12 protein-coding genes and 1 pseudogene are annotated in these 18,016 nt (G+C 61.0%); 6 read left to right on the top strand and 7 right to left on the bottom strand.

The window, feature by feature from the left end; genetic code table 11:
• Positions 1–15: 15 nt before the first annotated feature.
• The 3 genes from LMH93_RS12400 to LMH93_RS12390 all read right to left on the bottom strand — a co-directional run bounded on the left by LMH93_RS12400 (position 16) and on the right by LMH93_RS12390 (position 3,650).
• Positions 16–1,557, bottom strand: a complete 1,542-nt coding sequence (locus LMH93_RS12400; RefSeq protein ID WP_003253938.1) for a UxaA family hydrolase — start codon at positions 1,555–1,557, stop codon at positions 16–18.
• A gap of 146 nt (positions 1,558–1,703) precedes the next feature.
• Complete coding sequence (locus LMH93_RS12395; RefSeq protein ID WP_230065264.1) at positions 1,704–2,675, bottom strand: LysR family transcriptional regulator; 972 nt, start codon at positions 2,673–2,675, stop codon at positions 1,704–1,706.
• A 27-nt stretch (positions 2,676–2,702) separates the two neighbouring features.
• A complete protein-coding gene (locus LMH93_RS12390; protein ID WP_003253940.1) occupies positions 2,703–3,650 on the bottom strand; it encodes a LysR family transcriptional regulator in 948 nt (315 codons plus the stop codon).
• Between the two features lie 101 nt (positions 3,651–3,751).
• Between LMH93_RS12390 and LMH93_RS12385 the strand changes: the two genes are divergently transcribed.
• A complete protein-coding gene (locus LMH93_RS12385; protein ID WP_003253941.1) occupies positions 3,752–5,065 on the top strand; it encodes an L-fuconate dehydratase in 1,314 nt (437 codons plus the stop codon).
• A gap of 66 nt (positions 5,066–5,131) precedes the next feature.
• On the top strand, positions 5,132–6,433 hold the full coding sequence (locus LMH93_RS12380; protein ID WP_003253942.1) for an MFS transporter: 1,302 nt from the start codon (positions 5,132–5,134) through the stop codon (positions 6,431–6,433).
• A gap of 127 nt (positions 6,434–6,560) precedes the next feature.
• On the opposite strand, the gene LMH93_RS12375 is transcribed toward LMH93_RS12380, so the two are convergent.
• The 3 genes from LMH93_RS12375 to LMH93_RS12365 form a co-directional block, all read right to left on the bottom strand.
• Positions 6,561–7,916 (bottom strand): GntR family transcriptional regulator, encoded by a 1,356-nt coding sequence (locus LMH93_RS12375; protein ID WP_230065263.1) that lies wholly within the window; start codon positions 7,914–7,916, stop codon positions 6,561–6,563.
• On the bottom strand, positions 7,916–9,301 hold the full coding sequence (locus LMH93_RS12370) for a hypothetical protein (RefSeq protein ID WP_047605146.1): 1,386 nt from the start codon (positions 9,299–9,301) through the stop codon (positions 7,916–7,918). The genes LMH93_RS12375 and LMH93_RS12370 overlap by 1 nt, the downstream gene beginning before the upstream one ends.
• A 517-nt stretch (positions 9,302–9,818) precedes the next feature.
• Complete coding sequence (locus LMH93_RS12365) at positions 9,819–10,841, bottom strand: zinc-dependent alcohol dehydrogenase family protein (RefSeq protein ID WP_003253945.1); 1,023 nt, start codon at positions 10,839–10,841, stop codon at positions 9,819–9,821.
• Between the two features lie 206 nt (positions 10,842–11,047).
• Between LMH93_RS12365 and LMH93_RS12360 the strand changes: the two genes are divergently transcribed.
• Positions 11,048–11,962, top strand: coding sequence for a LysR family transcriptional regulator (locus LMH93_RS12360; RefSeq protein WP_003253946.1), 915 nt, complete (start codon positions 11,048–11,050; stop codon positions 11,960–11,962).
• Between the two features lie 153 nt (positions 11,963–12,115).
• Positions 12,116–13,387 carry a tyrosine-type recombinase/integrase gene (locus LMH93_RS12355; RefSeq protein WP_014861300.1) on the top strand — a complete coding sequence of 424 codons (1,272 nt, stop codon included), beginning with the start codon at positions 12,116–12,118 and terminating at the stop codon, positions 13,385–13,387.
• 1,108 nt (positions 13,388–14,495) lie between these two features.
• On the opposite strand, the gene ttgT is transcribed toward LMH93_RS12355, so the two are convergent.
• On the bottom strand, positions 14,496–15,278 hold the full coding sequence (gene ttgT / locus LMH93_RS12345; protein ID WP_012052586.1) for an efflux transport transcriptional regulator TtgT: 783 nt from the start codon (positions 15,276–15,278) through the stop codon (positions 14,496–14,498).
• A 242-nt stretch (positions 15,279–15,520) separates the two neighbouring features.
• On the opposite strand from ttgT, the gene ttgD reads away from it, so the two are divergent.
• Both ttgD and ttgE read left to right on the top strand, forming a co-directional pair.
• Positions 15,521–16,669 carry a toluene efflux RND transporter periplasmic adaptor subunit TtgD gene (gene ttgD / locus LMH93_RS12340; RefSeq protein ID WP_024086925.1) on the top strand — a complete coding sequence of 383 codons (1,149 nt, stop codon included), beginning with the start codon at positions 15,521–15,523 and terminating at the stop codon, positions 16,667–16,669.
• A 14-nt stretch (positions 16,670–16,683) separates the two neighbouring features.
• Positions 16,684–17,937 (top strand): annotated as a pseudogene (gene ttgE / locus LMH93_RS12335) (multidrug efflux RND transporter permease subunit TtgE); the annotation flags it as partial.
• Between the last annotated feature and the right edge of the window lie 79 nt (positions 17,938–18,016).

Genomic DNA, 18,016 nt, shown 5'->3' with positions numbered 1-18,016 from the left:
GACGGGAGCGGTCAATCAGGTCACGGCGCCGATCTGCCACGGGACGAACTCGTTTTGCCCGTAGCCGTGCTGTTCGCTCTTGCTGCGTTCCCCGGAGGCAATGCGCAGCATCTGCTCGAAGATGAATGCGCCGCGCTCTTCGATGCTGGTGGAGCCATCGGCGATGCCGCCACAATTGACGTCCATGTCCTCTTGCTGGTGCTCGAACACCCGGTTGTTGGTTGCCAGCTTGATCGATGGCGCCGGGGCACAGCCGTAGGCCGAGCCGCGGCCGGTGGTGAAGGCGATCAGGTTGGCCCCGCCGGCCACCTGACCGGTGGCCGAGACCGGGTCGTAGCCGGGGGTGTCCATGAACACCAGGCCCTGGGCACGCACGGCTTGCGCGTACTGATACACATCGACCAGGTTGCTGGAACCTGCCTTGGCCACTGCGCCCAGGGATTTCTCGAGGATAGTGGTCAGCCCCCCTGCCTTGTTGCCGGCCGAGGGGTTGTTGTTCAATTCGGCGTTCATACGCTGGCAGTAGTCTTCCCACCAGCGAATGCGCGCCACCAGCTTCTCCCCCACCTCACGGCTTACCGCGCGGCGCGTGAGCAAGTGCTCGGCACCATAGATTTCCGGGGTTTCGGAGAGAATGGCGGTACCACCGGCGGCCACCAGGCGGTCAACGGCATTGCCCAGTGCCGGGTTGGCGGTGATCCCCGAATAGCCATCTGAGCCGCCGCACTGCAGGCCGACCACCAGGTGGCGGGCACTGACCGGCTGGCGCCGTACCTGATTGGCCTCGGCCAACAGCGCCTTGACCTGGGCGATACCGGCAGCGATGGTTTTCGAGGTGCCCCCGATCCCTTGGATGGTAAAGGCGCGCAGTTGCGCACTCGCCTGCAGGCCCTGGGTTTCCAGCAGGGTTTCGATCTGGTTGGTTTCGCAGCCCAGGCCGATGATCAGCACGGCAGCGAAGTTGGGGTGGACGGCGTAACCGGCCAGGGTGCGGCGCAGCAGGCCCAGGGCTTCACCGCTCGGGTCCACTGCGCAGCCGGCACCGTGGGTCAGGGCGACCACTCCGTCGACATTCGGGTAGTCGGCCAGCACCTCGGGGTGAATGTCACGGCGGAAATGGTCGGCCACGGCCCGGGCCACAGTTGCCGAACAGTTCACCGAGGTGAGAATGCCGATGTAGTTGCGGGTAGCGACACGACCATCGGCGCGCACGATGCCCTGGAACTGCGCGGCGCTGCCTGGCAGGCTGCGGGTATCGACACCAAACGCGTAGTCGCGGGCAAAATCGCCCATCTGCACGTTGTGCACGTGCACATGGTCGCCAGCGTCGATCGCCTGGGACGCAAACCCGATGATCTGCCCGTAACGGCGCAACGGCTGGCCTTGCGCCACAGGCTCGGTGGCGAGCTTGTGGCCTGAAGGGATAGGCTGGCGCACGGTAATCGCCTCGGCATCCAGGCGCACGCCTGGCGCCAGGGCCTGGCGGGCGATGACGACGTTGTCCAAAGGGTTGAGGCGGATGACGGCGGGGTCACCGGATTTGGCAATCAGTTGCATGGGACCTCTCAGGGCGGAGCGGCTGACTTCTTGTTATGGCTGTCGCCACTGTAAGAAGCCTGGTGCCGCATTCCCAATGAGATGATCCGATCGAGCGATAACCTGGAGTTATCGCAAGGGTATTTGGGTGCGTGATCTTCAATCGGCTAGGGGTGGAACGCAGCATCTGCCGGAGATTGCCGCCGTCGCTGCGCGCCCTCCAGCAGAATCTCGACAAACGCCCTGGCGGAGGCGCTCAGCGGTTCATCCTTGCGGGTGACCACACCATACTCCAGCGCGGGCACCTGCAAAGGGCTGCGCAGCTCCTTGAACTGCCCGCTGGCCAACTGCGCGGCCACCATCGAGCGCGGCAGCATGGCAATCATCGGTGCCGATTGCAGCAACTGCAGGAACATGGGCATGGAGATGGTCTCCACGCAGTCGGCAGGCGTGGCGATTCCGGCCACTCGGAACGCCTGCTCCAGGCGGTTGCGGATCGGCGTACCCACCGGGTACAGCACCCACGGCCAATCGCCTAGCGCCTCAAGCGGTGTGTTGTCGAGCCGGTTGAGCGGGTGCTCGCTGTTCACCACCAGGCTGAAGGGTTCAGGCTCCAGCGGCTGGAAGTCGAACAGCTGACCGAAGCGTTCCTCGGTGAAGCGGCCAATCATGATGTCCAGCTTGTTCTGCTCGAGCATGGTCAGCAGGTGATCGCTGGAATGCTCCACCACTTCAATCGACAGTAACGGGCTTCGCGCCTTGATGGCGGCGATGGCCTGCGGCAATACCAATGCGGTCGCGGCAAAGATCCCGCCAACCCGGATGAAACCGTGCCCGCCGTTGCGCAGGCGGTTGACCTGGTCGACGAACTGTTGCGACTCGGCCAGGGCACACTGGGCGTACCGCACCACGTATTCACCCAACTCGGTGGGTGGCATGCTGCGAGGCAGGCGCTCGAACAGGGCAAAGCCGAACTGCTCCTCAAGGTCACGCAGCATTTTGCTGAGCGCCGGCTGGCTGAGGTTCATGCGCGTGGCGGTGGCGTGCATATTGCGCGTGCGCGCCAGCGTGTCGATCAACACCAGGTGCTTGTAGCGGATCCAGTTGCAAAAGCTGGAATGGGTCATGTCCGGCGGCATAGACGCAGGGCCTCATGCAGGTGAAAGTTATTGTGCCCGCAGGTAGCGCAGCAAGGTATCAAGGGCAACCGAGTTGGGCCGCGAGCGCAGGGTCAGCACGCCGAGGTTGGCCATCGCCAGTGGCAACTCCACCGGCAGGATGGCGACCATGCCATAGCGGGCATAATGCTGGGCCACGTCATTGGGCACCACCGCAATCATTTCGGACGCTTCGAGCATGGCAGTGGTCGCCAGGATCGAAGCGGTTTCGACGATATCCAGCGACTGCACCATGCCGCCGGCCTGCAATGCGCTTTCGACGCGACGGCGCATCGGGCTGCCGATGGGGTGCAAGATCCACGTCAAGCTCACCAGGTCGGCCAGCTGCAGCCCTGTGGCTGTCGCCAAGGGATGACCTGCGCGAGCAATTACGCGCATCTGCTCACCGCCGTCGAACAGCTCGATATTCAGTTCCTGGCTGTCGCTCTGATCCGGCAGGCGCCCCACTACCATATCGAAATCACCGCGTAGCAAGGCCGGCAGCAAGGTGTCGCTGGTGCCCACTTCCAGCGAGATACGCACCTTGGGCTGGTCGCGCTTGTAGGCCAGCACCGCCTTGGTCAGCACGCCCGGTACCGGGCCCATGACGCTGCCCACCCGCACCAGGCCCAACGCCCCGCGCGCCAGTTCGGCGATTTGCGCCTGGGCATGATCGAACTCATGCAATGCGTTTTGCGCATAGCGAATCATCACCTCGCCATACAGCGTCGCTTGCATCCCCCGGGGCAGGCGCTCGAACAAACGTACCCCCAGGCGCTCCTCAAGCTGCTGTAGCAACAGGCTGGCGGCCGGTTGCGTGGTGTGCATCGCGGCGGCGGCGCGGCGCAGGTTGCCGAATTCGCCCAGGGCATTGAGCAACGTGATCTGACGGCTGGAAATCTTCAAGGCACCGAGGCCGGCAGGCGCCTGGGCCTTGTCAGGTGGCAAGCGAGACATATCGAATCCGGTATCACTGATTAAGATTTGGCGATTATGCCTGTATCGCTCGACAACCTACAGTCAGCTCTCCCTGTGCCTGAACAGAACAAGAGTCGACCATGAGCATACGCATTACCCACCTGAGCGTTCGCGATATCCGTTTCCCCACTTCGCTGTCGCTGGATGGCTCCGACGCCATGAACAGTGCCCCCGACTATTCGGCGGCCTACGTGGTGCTGCACACCGACGCTGCAGCCCTCGAAGGCCACGGCCTGACCTTCACCATTGGCCGTGGCAACGAGATATGCGCGGCAGCGGTGCAGTCGCTGGCCCCCTTGATCGTCGGCCTTACGCTCGAAGAAATCAGCGCCGACATGGGCGCTTTCTGGCATCGCTTTACCGTCAGCGACAGCCAGTTGCGCTGGCTGGGCCCGGAAAAGGGCGTGATCCACCTGGCCACCGCCGCCATCATCAACGCGGTGTGGGACCTGTGGGCCAAGCACGAGGGCAAGCCCGTGTGGAAACTGCTGGCCGACATGACGCCAGAGCAGCTGGTGCGCTGCCTGGACTTCAGCTACGTCACCGACGTGCTCACCCCCGAAGAGGCCATCGCCCTGCTGCGCCGCCAGGCGCCGGGCAAAGCCCAGCGCGAGGCACACATGCTGCGTGAAGGCTACCCCGGGTACACCACTGCCCCGGGCTGGCTGGGCTACAGCGAAGAGAAAATGCGCAAACTGGCCCGCGAGGCCGTGGCAGACGGCTGGACCCACATCAAACAGAAGATCGGGGCCGACCTGGAAGAAGACATCCGCCGCGCCAGCATCCTGCGCGACGAAATCGGCTGGGAACGCACCCTGATGATGGATGCCAACCAAGTGTGGGGCGTCGAAGAGTCGGTGGCCAACATGCGCCGCCTGGCCGCCTTCGAACCGCTTTGGATCGAAGAACCGACCAGCCCCGATGACATTCTCGGCCACGCCACCATTCGCCAGCGCATTGCGCCAATCGGTGTCGCCACCGGTGAGCACTGCCACAACCGGGTGATGTTCAAGCAGATGTTCCAGGCCGGTGCACTGGACTTCTGCCAGCTGGACGCAGCCCGCCTGGGCGGCCTTAACGAGGTCCTGATCGTGCTGCTGATGGCCGCCAAGTACGACGTGCCGGTCTGCCCGCACGGCGGTGGCGTCGGGCTGTGCGAGTATGTGCAGAACATCGCGCTTTTCGACTACATCGCGGTGTCTGCCTCGCTGCACAACCGGGTGCTGGAGTATGTCGACCACCTGCACGAGCACTTCATCGACCCGGTGGTGATCCATCGCGGGCGCTACATGCCGCCACAACGCCCTGGCTACAGCATCGAGATGCACGCTGAGACCCTGGAACGTTATCAGTACCCCAACGGCGCAGTGTGGCTCGACATCAACCGTTCCTGACCCACAGACCTGAGTGTGCCGCTGCTGCGCGGCACACCACCAGCACTTTTCACGGGGAAAAAAACAATGACAACCCTCACCCGCGCAGCGGCTTGCGCCCCTGCCACCACCCATGAGCAGCGCTTGAACGGCCTGCTGCTACGCAAATTGATGCCACTGCTCATCGTCGTCTACGTGATGAGCTTTCTTGACCGCACCAACATCGCCCTGGCGAAAGCCAGCATGGGCATCGACCTGGGCCTTTCGGCAGCCGCCTATGGCCTGGGCGCGGGCTTGTTCTTCCTTACCTATGCCTTGGCCGAAGTGCCCAGCAACCTGATCATGCACCGGGTGGGCGCGCGCTTCTGGATCACCCGTATCATGATTACCTGGGGTTTGCTCTCGGCAGGCATGGCCTTCGTTCAGGGTGAAACCTCGTTCTACATCATGCGCCTGCTGCTGGGGGTAGCCGAAGCTGGCCTGTTCCCCGGGGTAATGCTGTACCTGACCTACTGGTTCGACCGCGAACAACGCGCCCGTGCCACGGGGTACTTCCTGCTGGGTGTGTGCCTGGCCAACATCCTTAGCGGCCCGCTGGGCGGTGCCCTGCTGGAGCTGGACGGTGTACTGGGCTGGCATGGCTGGCAATGGCTGTTCGTGCTCGAAGGCCTGCCCGCCGTAGCCCTGGCCTATGTGGTGTGGAAGAAGCTGCCGGACGGTCCGGCCTCGGCGCCTTGGCTGACGGCTGCCGACGCCCAGGACATCGAGCGCCGCCTGGCGGCAGAGCAGGCGGCCGCACCGCAGCAGAGCAAGCTGGGGCAGATGTTCCGCGACCGGCAGATCTGGCTGGCGATCGTGGTCTACTTCGTGCACCAGATCACCATCTACACAGTGATTTTCTTCCTGCCGGGCATTATCGGCACCTACGCTGCGCTTTCGCCCTTCCAGGTCGGCCTGTTGACAGCAGTGCCGTGGATTGCAGCAGCCATGGGTGCAGCGACCTTCCCACGCCTGGCCACCTCGCCGCGCCGCTGCCGCACCCTGCTGTTCTTTGGCCTGCTCACCATGGCGGCCGGATTGCTGCTGGCATCGCTGGCCAACTCGTTCATCGGCCTGATCGGGTTTTCCCTGACCGCGCTGATGCTGTTCGTGGTGCAGTCGATCATCTTCGTCTTCCCCTCCAGCCGACTGAGCGGCAGCGCGTTGGCGGCGGGCCTGGCCTTCGTCACCACTTGCGGTCTGTTTGGCGGCTTCGTCGGGCCGTCGGTGATGGGCCTGATCGAGCAGACCACCGGCAGCACCCGCAACGGGTTGTGGATCATTGCAGCGTTGCTGGTATGTGCGGCGCTGGTCAGTACCCGTTTGCGTCAAGGGCAAGAGCAACCCTGAGGCGTACTCAATTTACACCCCCTGCAGGTGGCTCTTTGTGCTGCGAGTGAGCCTTGAGATCTTCAGGCCGTCATTTCACTTGTCGGCCCTCTCGCAGCACTTGGCGGCGCCTGCAAGCGTCTTGATTTCAACTTGAGAAGCGGGTGTTTCGCCCGCAGCGCACCTCAAGCGCCTGCGCCAGTCGCCTTACCGCCAGTTGCAGTTCATCCGGGCGCCCCCCCAGCCAGATCAGCGCAAGGTGTTGAGGGTAATGCCCCGGCAGGCCGAACTGCTCGCCCGGCAGTGCGTGCAATGCAGAGCCTGCCAACGCTGCGGCAATACCGTCCCACGCCAGCGGCTGGCAAAAGCTCACCCACAGCATTTGCCCACCTTGCGGCATGTCGAAGACCACCCGTTGGCCGAATTGCGACTGCAGTACATGCGCCAGGTATTGCGTACGCCTTTGCAAGTCTGTGCGTTGCTGTACCAGCTGCGTTTCGATTTCCCCCTTGCCGAGCATGTGAGCAAGCGCCTGCAAACGTAGCGGCGCAAGCCGAAACGCCCGTTCAGCGAATGCCTTGGCCAACACGGTGTCACGGCTCAGTAAATAGGCATACGGCGCCTCTGCCCCCACTGCGGCCTCGAACGTGCCCATCACCAGAAGCCAGCGCGGGTCGATCCAGTCACGCAGGCGTGTGCTCGGCGGCCCGTCGTAACAGAGCTCGCTTTCCAGGTCGTTTTCCAGCAGCCATACAGGGTGCTGGCCAAGCAAAAGACCAAGCTGCTGCTGGTAATACGGTGAAACCAGCCGACCTTGTGGCATGCCCAGGCAAGACGGCATGACCAGCAGCCTTACCGGCTCGCTACCCAGCAGCTTGGCCAACGCGTGCAGCTCGGGGTTGCCACGGGCATCCAGTGGTGTTTCCAGCACGCGCATGCCGGCACGCGCCAGGGCGCGCAACACTTGCCAGCAACAAGGCGAATGCACCAATGCGGTACCACCTTGCAGGGCCAGCGCCGCAAGCAGCGTCTCCAGCACCGCCAGCACATCGGGAGCTAGCTGGACATCATCGGCATGCCAGTACTGGTTGGAGCAGCGGGTGTATCGCTCAGCCACAGCATTGCGCAAACGGGCGCTACCCAGCGCTTCCCAGGACGCAACGCTGCGATCACGCTGACGGGCTAAACGCCGTTCGTGACCAAGCAGCATGCGCTCCAACAGTGGCTGCGTCGGCAAGGGAGGCTGCCGGGCCACGGCCACGGCCTGATCTTTGCCACCGCTCTGTACGTAATAGCCCGACCTCGGCAGGCAGTGTACACGGCCCTCCTCTTCCAGCAGGCTGTAGGCACTTTGTACCGTGGCCAACGACACCCGCAGCCGCCGGGACAGCTCACGCAATGACGGCAACCGGCATGTGCCAACGCCTGCAGCTTGTTCGATCAACGCTTCCAGGTAGCGATACACCTTGCGATACGCGAACTCGCCTGGGGCCGCTCGCCCCATCAAGGCAGCCCCGCAACACCACGCCGCCGCCCCAACGCCAGCTGCGGCAGCAGCCTCAGGTGTACATCGCGGCGGGCCAGGTTGTTAAGCAGGCGCCATCCCGCCAGCGGCAACTGCCCATCATAAATTTGCCGCAGTTGCCCCAACGGCAAGCCACTGGTATTCACCAGCCAGGCTTTGACTGCATCGGGGCAGGGTTTGCCTTGCAAGGCCCTGTGCAGGTACGGCAACGCCACCACCATGTCGGCGTGCCGACACTGCAAGAACCGCTCGAGGTTTTTCCCCTGCCTGGCAAACGGGCTGAACAGCAGGCACACCAGTTGGGCCTGATTGATGCCGTAGGCTTTGCCCAATAGCAACGACGCGGCGTCACGCTGCTTGCTGCCGCCCGCCTGCCCTGCCAGCCTCAGCGCTGGGCGCCCGGCCAGCGGCTCCAGACTGCGGGCGCGCAGTTCATGCAGCTGGGCCGTGGCTAGCGAGTCAACGAATTCGGACAGCGGCAAAGCATCCGCAGCCGTCTCGAAGTGACAACCCAGCATCGCGTCAAGCTGCGGCTCTTCAAGCAAGTGCGGCAACAGGTCATCAATAGCAATCAGCCGCACCGGCGCGCGCTCCGGTACGGCGCCTGGAACCGGCTCGTGCTGACCACCCGGTGCGCCCCCAACAGCACCGTGCAATCGGCTCAGCCCTTGGGCCAGCGCCGCCAGGCACTGGTGCACTGCATGCGAGCCACGCACGCCGGCCAGGCGCAGGCTACGCCGGGCCCACGCCAGGTATCGGCGCCGCTGCAGCCCGGGCATGGCGGTGACCAACGCATCGGGAGGCACCGCTGCCTGCAGCGCCTGACCCACGGCCCCGGCCAGCTCCAGGTGCAGGCGGCAGCCCAGCAGGGCTTCAGGCCTGGCATCGATCATGTGGCCGAACATCAACATCGCGTCCCTCGCCAGCAGCCAGCGCTCAGGCATTACCGAGAGCCGACGACTGAACGGCACCACTGCGCGCCCCTCGATCATCTGCAATTGCACCCGCGGGTCATCCTGCATGAACAACGCGCTAAAACTGCGCTCGTGAGCTTCCAGCGTGGCGCTATCGGCAACCGGCAGGCTGACCACCAATACCCGCAGCTGGAAGGTTACCGGCGAACGCAGGGCAATGCTCAGTTGCGCGGCACGCAACATGGCCAGCAGCCGGCTGCTATGGCGGTCGCTCCCTTGCAATACCTGCAAGCTGAAAGTACCGATGTACTCCGGCCCGCCTGCAGCGACCAACAGGCGTTGTATCAGCAACTGCAAGGAAGCGCGCTGGGCCTGGGACATGTGGTTCAACAAGCGCTCGAGTACTTGCTGGTAGATATAATGCATCGCCTGGTCGTGAATAGCAGTCACGCAATCACCTCATCAACTTCATGCAGCCAGCGCATGCGGTATCCAACATTTGAACGTGAACATGCACCGAACTTACCTAGAAGAAATTTCTTACAACAAAATGAAAGTAATGACGTAACCCTTCACTGTCGCCAAGCCATCGAGAAGAAACCACCCCTGCGATGGCCTGTCGCTGTCACATGCTGCTCTATATCAGGCATAGCCATGCTCATCCCACGTTCCTTGCACAAACTATCATTGGGCCATTATCGAGAGGGAGGCAGCATGAATTGAAGATACAGTTCAGGGTAAAAAAACCATTCAGCATCCGTGTCAGTTCACAGTGACTCGCAAGGCAAAAGCGTTCAAGGCTGATTATTTGCCGGGATATTTCTGACAGCCCGAAAGCTACGGACTTATATGTAGTCCACATCTGGGTTTATTGTAGGAACAGTCCTACTTTAAGTGTTGAAACACTTTACTCCGCGCATAAAAAACCCGGGACATTGCCCGGGTTTTCTGCTTGCGCCAGCCACCGTCAGTGTTGCGCCATGTCCAGCACGACGCGCCCGCCGCACGGGCATTGGTCCATGTAGCGATGCGCCTCGACCACCTGCTCGAACGGGTACACCTTGATGATCTGCGGTGTCAGCAGCTGATCGGCGGTGAACTGGTTGATATCGCGCAAGGCACGCTGCAGTGCCACCTGGTCCTGGCTGATGCCAAGCTCTGGCTTGCCGGTGAAATTACCGATGCAGTGCACATAGAACTGAATGTTCTTCTGGAATGCCGCGCAGGCCGGGAACGGCGTCTGGTTGCCGCCTTGCAGACCGTACAGCACCAGGCTGCCACGCGGCGCCAGCACATCACCCAACAGCGACATCTGCGGGCCGCCCATGCCGTCGAGCACCATGTCCACACCACGGCCATCGGTGTACTTGCCAATCTGCAGCAGCAGGTCTTGCTCTTCGGTGACGATCACTTTGTCTGCGCCCAAGCCCAGCAGGTAGTCACGCTGCGCCGCATCCTTGGTGGCGGCGAATACTTTCAGCCCCAGGGCCCTGCCCAGCTGCACGAAGGCAGGCCCGGCGCAATGGCTGGCATCGGTGACCAGTGCTGTCTGCCCGGCCTTGGCCCGTGCCAGGTCGACGTAGGCGAAGTAGGCGATCAGCAGCGGGGTGTAGTGCACGCTGGCCTCGATCGGGGTGAGCACATTCGGGTAGCGCGTGATGGCTGTACGGGGCAGTACGATGACATCGCCGTACACCGGGTGGTCGTTGGCACTGGTGGCCGGGAAGCTGGCGACCCGATCACCGACGGCAATGTCATCGACCCCTTCCCCGACCGCAGTCACCACCCCGGCCATTTCGTGACCGATCCCCGCTGGCAGACGGGCCTGGGACGGTGCCAGATTCTGGCGCCAAAGCACGTCATACCAGCTGACGCCAACCGCTTCGACGCGGATCTGCACCTCGTCGGCAGCGGGTGACGGTTCGGCCTGCTCTTCGCAACGGAGCACGTCGGCAGCACCGAACTTGTGGAAACGGATCATGCGGGACATCGCATACCTCGCCTTTGTGAACCTCTAATTACCACTGACTCTATCCGGGCTTTGCCCGTTAGACCATCAGTGGGCATTAATAGTCGACATGCTTGTCATCGATTGGGCACCTGACTTTCCCTGCGATTGGTCCCCCTAAACCCGTGCAGGGTAACAGCCTTTGGCCTTAAGATTCACCTCTGCCCCACATTAGGCGAAGCGCACCGATGAATCGAAACGACCTGCGTCGTGTAGACCTCAACCTGCTGATCGTGTTCGAAACGCTGATGCACGAGCGCAGCGTGACCCGTGCCGCAGAAAAACTGTTTCTCGGCCAACCGGCCATCAGCGCGGCGCTGTCGCGCCTGCGTAACCTGTTCGATGACCCGTTGTTCGTGCGCACAGGGCGCAGCATGGAGCCGTCGGCACGGGCCCACGAGATCTTCGCCCTGCTGTCACCGGCACTGGATTCGATTTCCACGGCAGTCAGCCGCGCCGCCGAATTCGACCCGGCCACCAGCAATGCGGTGTTCCGCATCGGCCTGTCGGACGACGCCGAGTTCGCCTTGCTGCCGCAACTGCTCAAGCGCATTCGCGCCGAGGCACCCGGTATCGTGCTGGTGGTGCGACGGGTCAACTACTTGCTGATGCCAACCCTGCTGGCCTCGGGCGAGATTTCGGTGGGTGTCAGCTACACCAGCGAACTGCCGGCCAACGCCAAGCGCAAGGTGTTGCGCCGCAGCATGCCGAAACTGCTGCGCGCCGACAGCGTACCCGGCAGCATCACCCTGGATGACTTCTGCGCCCGGCCCCATGCGCTGGTGTCGTTTGCCGGGGACTTGTCCGGGTTCATCGACGAAGCCCTGGAAGAAATCGGCCGCAAGCGCCACGTGGTGCTGGCGGTACCGCAGTTCAACGGGCTGGGGAGCTTGCTGGCAGGTACCGATATCGTGGCGACGGTACCGGACTACACGGCGGATGCACTGACGGCCGCCGGCGGCTTGCGGGCCGAGGATCTGCCGATACCCGTGCGCAGTTTCGAACTGCACATGGCCTGGCGGGGGGCACAGGACAATGACCCGGCGGAGCGGTGGCTGCGGTCGCGGATACAGATGTTTTTTGGGGATCCCGATAGTCTTTGACTGAGTTCCACTGAGCGCCACAAAACCTTTAAATACATAGAGTTAGCAAGATTTTTCGTCCATAACCGCCCGTCAGAATCCACTCAATTCCAGCTTGACTGGGGGTATCTTTGGGGTACATCAAGCCCAGATTAAAAAAGATACCCCCACACCATGCCCGCCGAAAAACCGCCACCCTTCCGCCAAAAGCTCAGCGATGCCTTCATACGTTCGCTAACCACATCAGGCAAGTACGCCGATGGCGACGTACCGGGTCTGTATCTACAGGTGCGTGCCTCACTTAAACCTGGCAAATCAGCCTCACGGTACTGGCGACTGAAATACCGTCTTCGCGGCAAGGAAAACGTGTTCGTGATCGGCAGGTATCCGGATGTGGGCTTGAAAGAAGCCCGTGAGCTCGCCCGGGCAGCGCGCAATAGCGTGGCCAATCACATCGATCCACTCAAAGCAAAAAAGGCCAAGATCGAGGCGCAATGGCTCAACGAGGAACGTACATTCGCTTACGTGGCTGAAGAGTGGATGAATTTCAAATCTCCGGATTTGGTCAACAAGTCCATTGCAGGGTTTCGCGGTGCGCTGCGCAATCACATCTTGCCGGCCATCGGCGAAAAACCTGTCACAGAAATCAGACTTGAACACCTCACCTCGATCATCAGTACGCTGCGCCGTGCCCGCACGATGGCCATGGCCAAACGCGTGCGCACCATCATTCGCGCCGTGCTCGGCTTCGCTGAAGGCCGCGGCTGGGTAGAACGCAACGTGGCGCTGAGCAACATCGAGGAACTCAAAATCCGCCACGTGGTCACCAGCAATCCCGCGATCGAACGACCGGCCGACTTGGGTCAGTTCCTGTTGCGTCTGGATGAACTCGACGCGAGCAGCGTGACCACCGCAATGCGCCTGCTGGTGATGCTGCCGGTGCGCCCGGGCGAACTGGTGAAAATGCGCTGGGAGGATGTTGATCTGATCAGCGCCGACTGGCGTTACGTTGTCAGTAAAACTCGGTATCTGGACAAGAGCAAACACATCGTACCGCTGCCAGAGCAGGCACTCGTGCTGCTACGTGAACTGTACAAATGCCGGGTGGTGGATGAGGCCGGCAACGGCTGGGTGTTCGTCTCGCCGATCTATCCTGGCCGCCCAATCGACGCCACCTCTTTGGCCAAGTCCTACCAGCGGATCTGGCCGGAGTACGCCATTACTGCCCACGGCTTTCGCGCCACCTACCGCACCATAGCCCACGAGCATTTAGGGATCGATCCGATCGTGCTCGAGTTGTCACTTTCCCATCGCATGCCAGGAACGTTGGGCGCGGTATATGCGCGCGCACAGCTGCTGCCGCAGCGTCGGGAGGCCGCGCAGCAATGGACGGATTATTTGGATCGGTTACGTAAGAATGCAGCGCTGGCGATGCAGACTGACTGAATCAAACAAAGGAAGTGCTAACTTGTAAATCTAGGAAATAGAATCTGTGCTGTATGAACACACCAGGGTTTGTAACTACAACCTCCAGAACTCTTATTACAAGCAATCTAATTAACGACCAATAAGCCCCAAAAACCCTTAACCCCCCCACAATTGCTAGAACCTGATAGTTAAATCTTATCCGACCTCACAAGATTAAACTCGAACTTATAATACGCTAAACGTAATAAATAATACAGTTTCATTTATACACCTCGCGAAGCGCCGTTTGCGCTCAGTTTTCTTGCGCAAAACACACCTGCCATCGCAGACCGCCTATTTATCTGCCTGGCTGCAACTGCGCTATGGTCCTGCGCTCAGTAAAGGCGTTCTAACGCCAAGAGTTGCCGTGCAGTTCATTGTCGAGCATTAGGCCCGCCCCAACGGCGCTGGCGGGTGAGCCATTCACTGCCAATTGAGGTTGATACCGCCCTGGTCGCCGCTGGCTACAAAGGCAAACCTGGTCAGCCATCGCCTCGCCGTCCTCGCCAAGTGGCATCGAATAGGTGGGCACCATCGCCCTTAATACAGGGACCAGGTAGATACCTTGCGGAACGCTTACCGATCCCCATCGGGATCGAGCGCTTGCGCGCCCGAGCGGCCAGAAAGTCCGCCACGTGATGACCAGCAACCCAACGATTGAACGCACCGCCGACTTCGGTCGGCTTCTGGAACCTGGACGACTGTCGCTTGGGCAGCGTGCCCGCCGCCATGCGCCAGCAAGCCCTCGTACTGCTGTGCAAATTGCGCAAGAGCCACATCGTCGATGATAGCGGCGGCGGCAGGCTGTTCGTGTCGTCGGCATACCGGCCGACCGATCCACCCCGCTTCCAAATTCAAGTCCCTCCAGCGGATTTGACTGGAGTACAACATCACCGCTCACGGCTTTCACGCCACATACCGGACTATTACCACGAACACTTGGCCATCGACCCAATAGTCATTGAGCTGTCCTTGTCGCATTGCATTCCCGACCCCCTGAGCGTCCTGCCACCGCGACCAGAACGTCTGCGCGATAAGGAGAACTCTCACGGGATAGGTAGGCCTGCGCCGAGCAAAAGTCCTCTAATCAACCCGCAAACTCCCGAGGCGCTCGACCAATCGTCACCTCAATATTCTGCTTGCATGCCTGAAGCGCCTGCTGGAATTCCGCCACCCTAGTGGTTGCTCGTGAATTGGGGGCCACAATGGATACCGAGTAATGCCCAAGATATGTGTCCAATAGCACGGAGTAGGAGCACAGCCCTTCGATGTATTCGTCATGGTCGTCCGCCACACCACCGGACTTGATCGTCTTCAATTGTTCAAGCAAGGCCTCCCGCGCCACGCTTCTGGGCGTACACACAGGTAGAGGATCGGGCAACAAAGCTTGTTGCGCTTCTTCCGACAATTCGGCCAGTAATACCTTGCCGCCGGAAACGGCGGTCGCCGGGACATGAATACCAATGGGAAAGACGACGCGTAGTTCTCGTTCAGCAACAACGCGATCCAGCACATAAATTTTTTCGCCAGACAGAGACAACAGGCAAGTCGACTCATACACCTGCTCCGAAAGAGCAATCAGGTGAGGCCTGACCAGGGAGATGATGTCCGTCTGCGCCTGAGTGATGAGCCGCCCGAATGCCGGCCCAAGACGAAACCCTCCACTGGGCCCCAGAGCCTCCACAAGGTGCTCCGCGCCCAACGCATTGATAATGCGTTGTACCGTCGAGCGCGGCAGATCGACGACCTGAGCGATGGCCGCAAGACTCAAGCCCTGCGGATGACTTCCCAAAGCCCGCATGATCGATGCAGCCCGCGCGATGACCTGTATACCGCCATGCCTGGCGCTGCTTTCTTCCGAATCGCTCATACCGTTTCCTTCTGATCCAGGCCACCGTGCCTGCTCATGATTGGCCACCACTCTAATGGCAAGTGAACGATCAGGCCAGCCGAGCGACTGATCTCTCTTGTCTCTGCATTTTCTGGGTGCAGGTCAGTCACGCATGGCATGAACGGCTGTTTCGCAAAAACCACATAGTGATACACTATTCTGCAATGCGGGCCAGGCATTGTGATTCCCAAAAGATCAGTTCTACAACCAGGAGACGAACGGTGAGACTCGAGCGAGCTTTGCGTGCGAGACAGTTAATTCCGCTAGCAGCCATCTGGCTGCTGGTGGGTTGCGGTAAGCAGGAAACGGTGGAAAGCACTGCGGTGCCTCCCGAAGTTGGGGTCTATACCGTGAAGGCCCAAGCACTGACCCTGACCACGGACCTGCCCGGACGCACCTCGGCCTACCGAGTCTCCGAAGTGCGTCCTCAGGCCTCCGGCATTCTGCAGAAACGCATGTTCGTAGAGGGCGCAGAGGTGAAGCAGGGTGAGCAGTTGTACCAGATCGACCCGCGCACCTACGAGGCGCTGTTGGCCCGTGCCGAGGCGAGCCTGTTGACCGCGCAGAATCTCGCCCGCCGTTATGAGCGCCTGCTCGACACCAACGCGATCAGCCAGCAGCAGTACGACGACGCAATGGCCACCTGGAAGCAGGCGCAGGCCGAGGCCCAGATGGCGCGTATCAACATGCAGTACACCAAGGTGCTGGCACCGATTACCGGCCGCATCGGGCGTTCGGCCGTCACTGAAGGCGCACTGGTGACCAATGGGCAAGCGCAGGAGTTGGCCACCGTTACCCAACTCGATCCGATCTATGTTGACGTCAATCAGCCTATCACCAGGCTGCTGGGCCTCAAACGTGCCTTGGAGTCAGGACGCCTGCAGCGCGTTGGGGATAATCAGGCTCAAGTCAGCCTTACCCTCGATGACGGCACACCCTACCCGCTCAAAGGAGTACTCAAGTTCTCCGAGGTTAGCGTCGCCCCCTCCACCGGCTCGGTCACCCTGCGTGCCGAGTTCCCCAATCCTGATCACAAACTGCTACCGGGCATGTTCGTCCATGCACTGCTCAATGAGGGCGAGCAACAGGCAGCCATTCTGGTTCCCCATCAGGCCGTGGGCCGTGATGCGCGGGGAGTGCCTACCGTATGGGTGGTTAAGCCAGATAACACCGTGGAATCGCGTGAAGTGCAAACCTTGCAGACCGTAGGCAACGCCTGGTTACTAGGTGCGGGTATCAATGATGGCGAGCGGGTGATTACCGAGGGCGTCCAGCTGGCCCGCTCAGGTATCACGGTTAAGCCTGTTGCCGCCAAGAACGTCAAGCTGATGAGCGAATTCGGCTCACAGGTGCAAGCCCAGGCCCATTGAGGAGTTATTGATTCATGTCTCGCTTCTTCATTGACCGGCCAATATTCGCCTGGGTCTTAGCGATCATCGCAATGCTCGCCGGGGCACTGTCGCTGACCAAGATGCCGATCAGCCAGTATCCCAACATTGCTGCCCCCGCGGTTTCGATCCAGGTCGTCTACCCTGGGGCCTCGGCCAAGACCGTACAGGATACGGTGGTCCAGGTTATCGAGCAGCAACTCAACGGACTTGATGGTTTCCGTTACATGGCTGCGGAAAGTGCGTCCGATGGCAGCATGAATATCATCGTGACCTTCGAGCAGGGCACGAACCCAGATATTGCGCAGGTCCAGGTGCAGAACAAGCTGCAACTGGCCACTCCTCGTCTGCCCGAAGAGGTACAGCGCCAGGGACTGCGGGTGGTCAAGTACCAGATGAACTTCTTCATGGTCGTCGGTCTGGTGGACAAAACCGGCAAGATGACCAACTTCGACCTTGGCAACCTGATTGCCTCGCAGTTGCAGGATCCCATCTCACGGATCAACGGTGTGGGCGACTTCCTCTTGTTTGGCTCGCCCTACGCCATGCGTATCTGGCTTGATCCCGGCAAACTCAATAGTTATCAGCTGACCCCTGGTGATGTGGCCCAAGCTATCCGCGAGCAAAACGTGCAGGTCTCCTCTGGCCAACTCGGCGGCCTGCCGACCCGCTCGGGTGTACAGCTAAACGCCACAGTAGTGGGCAAGACGCGCATGACCACCCCTGCCGAATTTGAGGAAATTCTCGTAAAGGTCAAGGCGGATGGTTCACAGGTGCGCGTCAAGGATCTTGGCCGCGTCGTCCTGGCTTCTGAAAACTTCGCGATTTCCGCCAAATACCGAGGTCAGGATTCAGCGGGCCTGGGCCTGCGTCTGGCCAGCGGTGGCAACCTGCTGGAGACGGTGAAAGCGGTCAAGGCAGAGCTTGAGAAACAGAAGGCCTACCTGCCAGAAGGCGTTGAAGTCATCTATCCATACGATACCTCGCCGGTAGTGGAAGCCTCGATCGACTCCGTGGTGCACACCATCCTAGAAGCCGTGGTCCTAGTGTTCCTGGTGATGTTCCTGTTCCTGCAGAGCCTACGTGCCACCATCATTCCAACCTTGGCAGTGCCGGTGGTCTTGCTGGCGGCGTTTGCATTGCTGCCGTACTTTGGTATCAGCATCAACGTACTGACCATGTATGCCATGGTGCTCGCGATCGGCCTGCTGGTGGATGATGCGATCGTAGTCGTGGAGAACGTCGAACGCCCCTGAATTCATAGAATAAGCGCAACGCTTGAAACGAGAGGCAGAGAGCCAGCCACCGGTAGAATCCAGGCTCTCACAC

The organism is Pseudomonas sp. CIP-10 (genome assembly GCF_020911845.1).
Taxonomy (GTDB): Bacteria; Pseudomonadota; Gammaproteobacteria; order Pseudomonadales; family Pseudomonadaceae; genus Aquipseudomonas; species Aquipseudomonas alloputida.
The sequence above is the reverse complement of the archived record's forward strand: the minus strand, read 5'-3'. Positions and strand labels throughout refer to the sequence as shown.

Coding starts and splice junctions, on each gene's coding strand:
- LMH93_RS12360 (WP_003253946.1), top strand. CDS start 11,048: ATGAATCGAAACGACCTGCGTCGTGTAGACCTCAACCTGCTGATCGTG.
- LMH93_RS12385 (WP_003253941.1), top strand. CDS start 3,752: ATGAGCATACGCATTACCCACCTGAGCGTTCGCGATATCCGTTTCCCC.
- LMH93_RS12390 (WP_003253940.1), bottom strand. CDS start 3,650: ATGTCTCGCTTGCCACCTGACAAGGCCCAGGCGCCTGCCGGCCTCGGT.
- LMH93_RS12365 (WP_003253945.1), bottom strand. CDS start 10,841: ATGTCCCGCATGATCCGTTTCCACAAGTTCGGTGCTGCCGACGTGCTC.
- LMH93_RS12395 (WP_230065264.1), bottom strand. CDS start 2,675: ATGCCGCCGGACATGACCCATTCCAGCTTTTGCAACTGGATCCGCTAC.
- LMH93_RS12355 (WP_014861300.1), top strand. CDS start 12,116: ATGCCCGCCGAAAAACCGCCACCCTTCCGCCAAAAGCTCAGCGATGCC.
- LMH93_RS12400 (WP_003253938.1), bottom strand. CDS start 1,557: ATGCAACTGATTGCCAAATCCGGTGACCCCGCCGTCATCCGCCTCAAC.
- LMH93_RS12375 (WP_230065263.1), bottom strand. CDS start 7,916: ATGGGGCGAGCGGCCCCAGGCGAGTTCGCGTATCGCAAGGTGTATCGC.
- LMH93_RS12380 (WP_003253942.1), top strand. CDS start 5,132: ATGACAACCCTCACCCGCGCAGCGGCTTGCGCCCCTGCCACCACCCAT.
- ttgT (WP_012052586.1), bottom strand. CDS start 15,278: ATGAGCGATTCGGAAGAAAGCAGCGCCAGGCATGGCGGTATACAGGTC.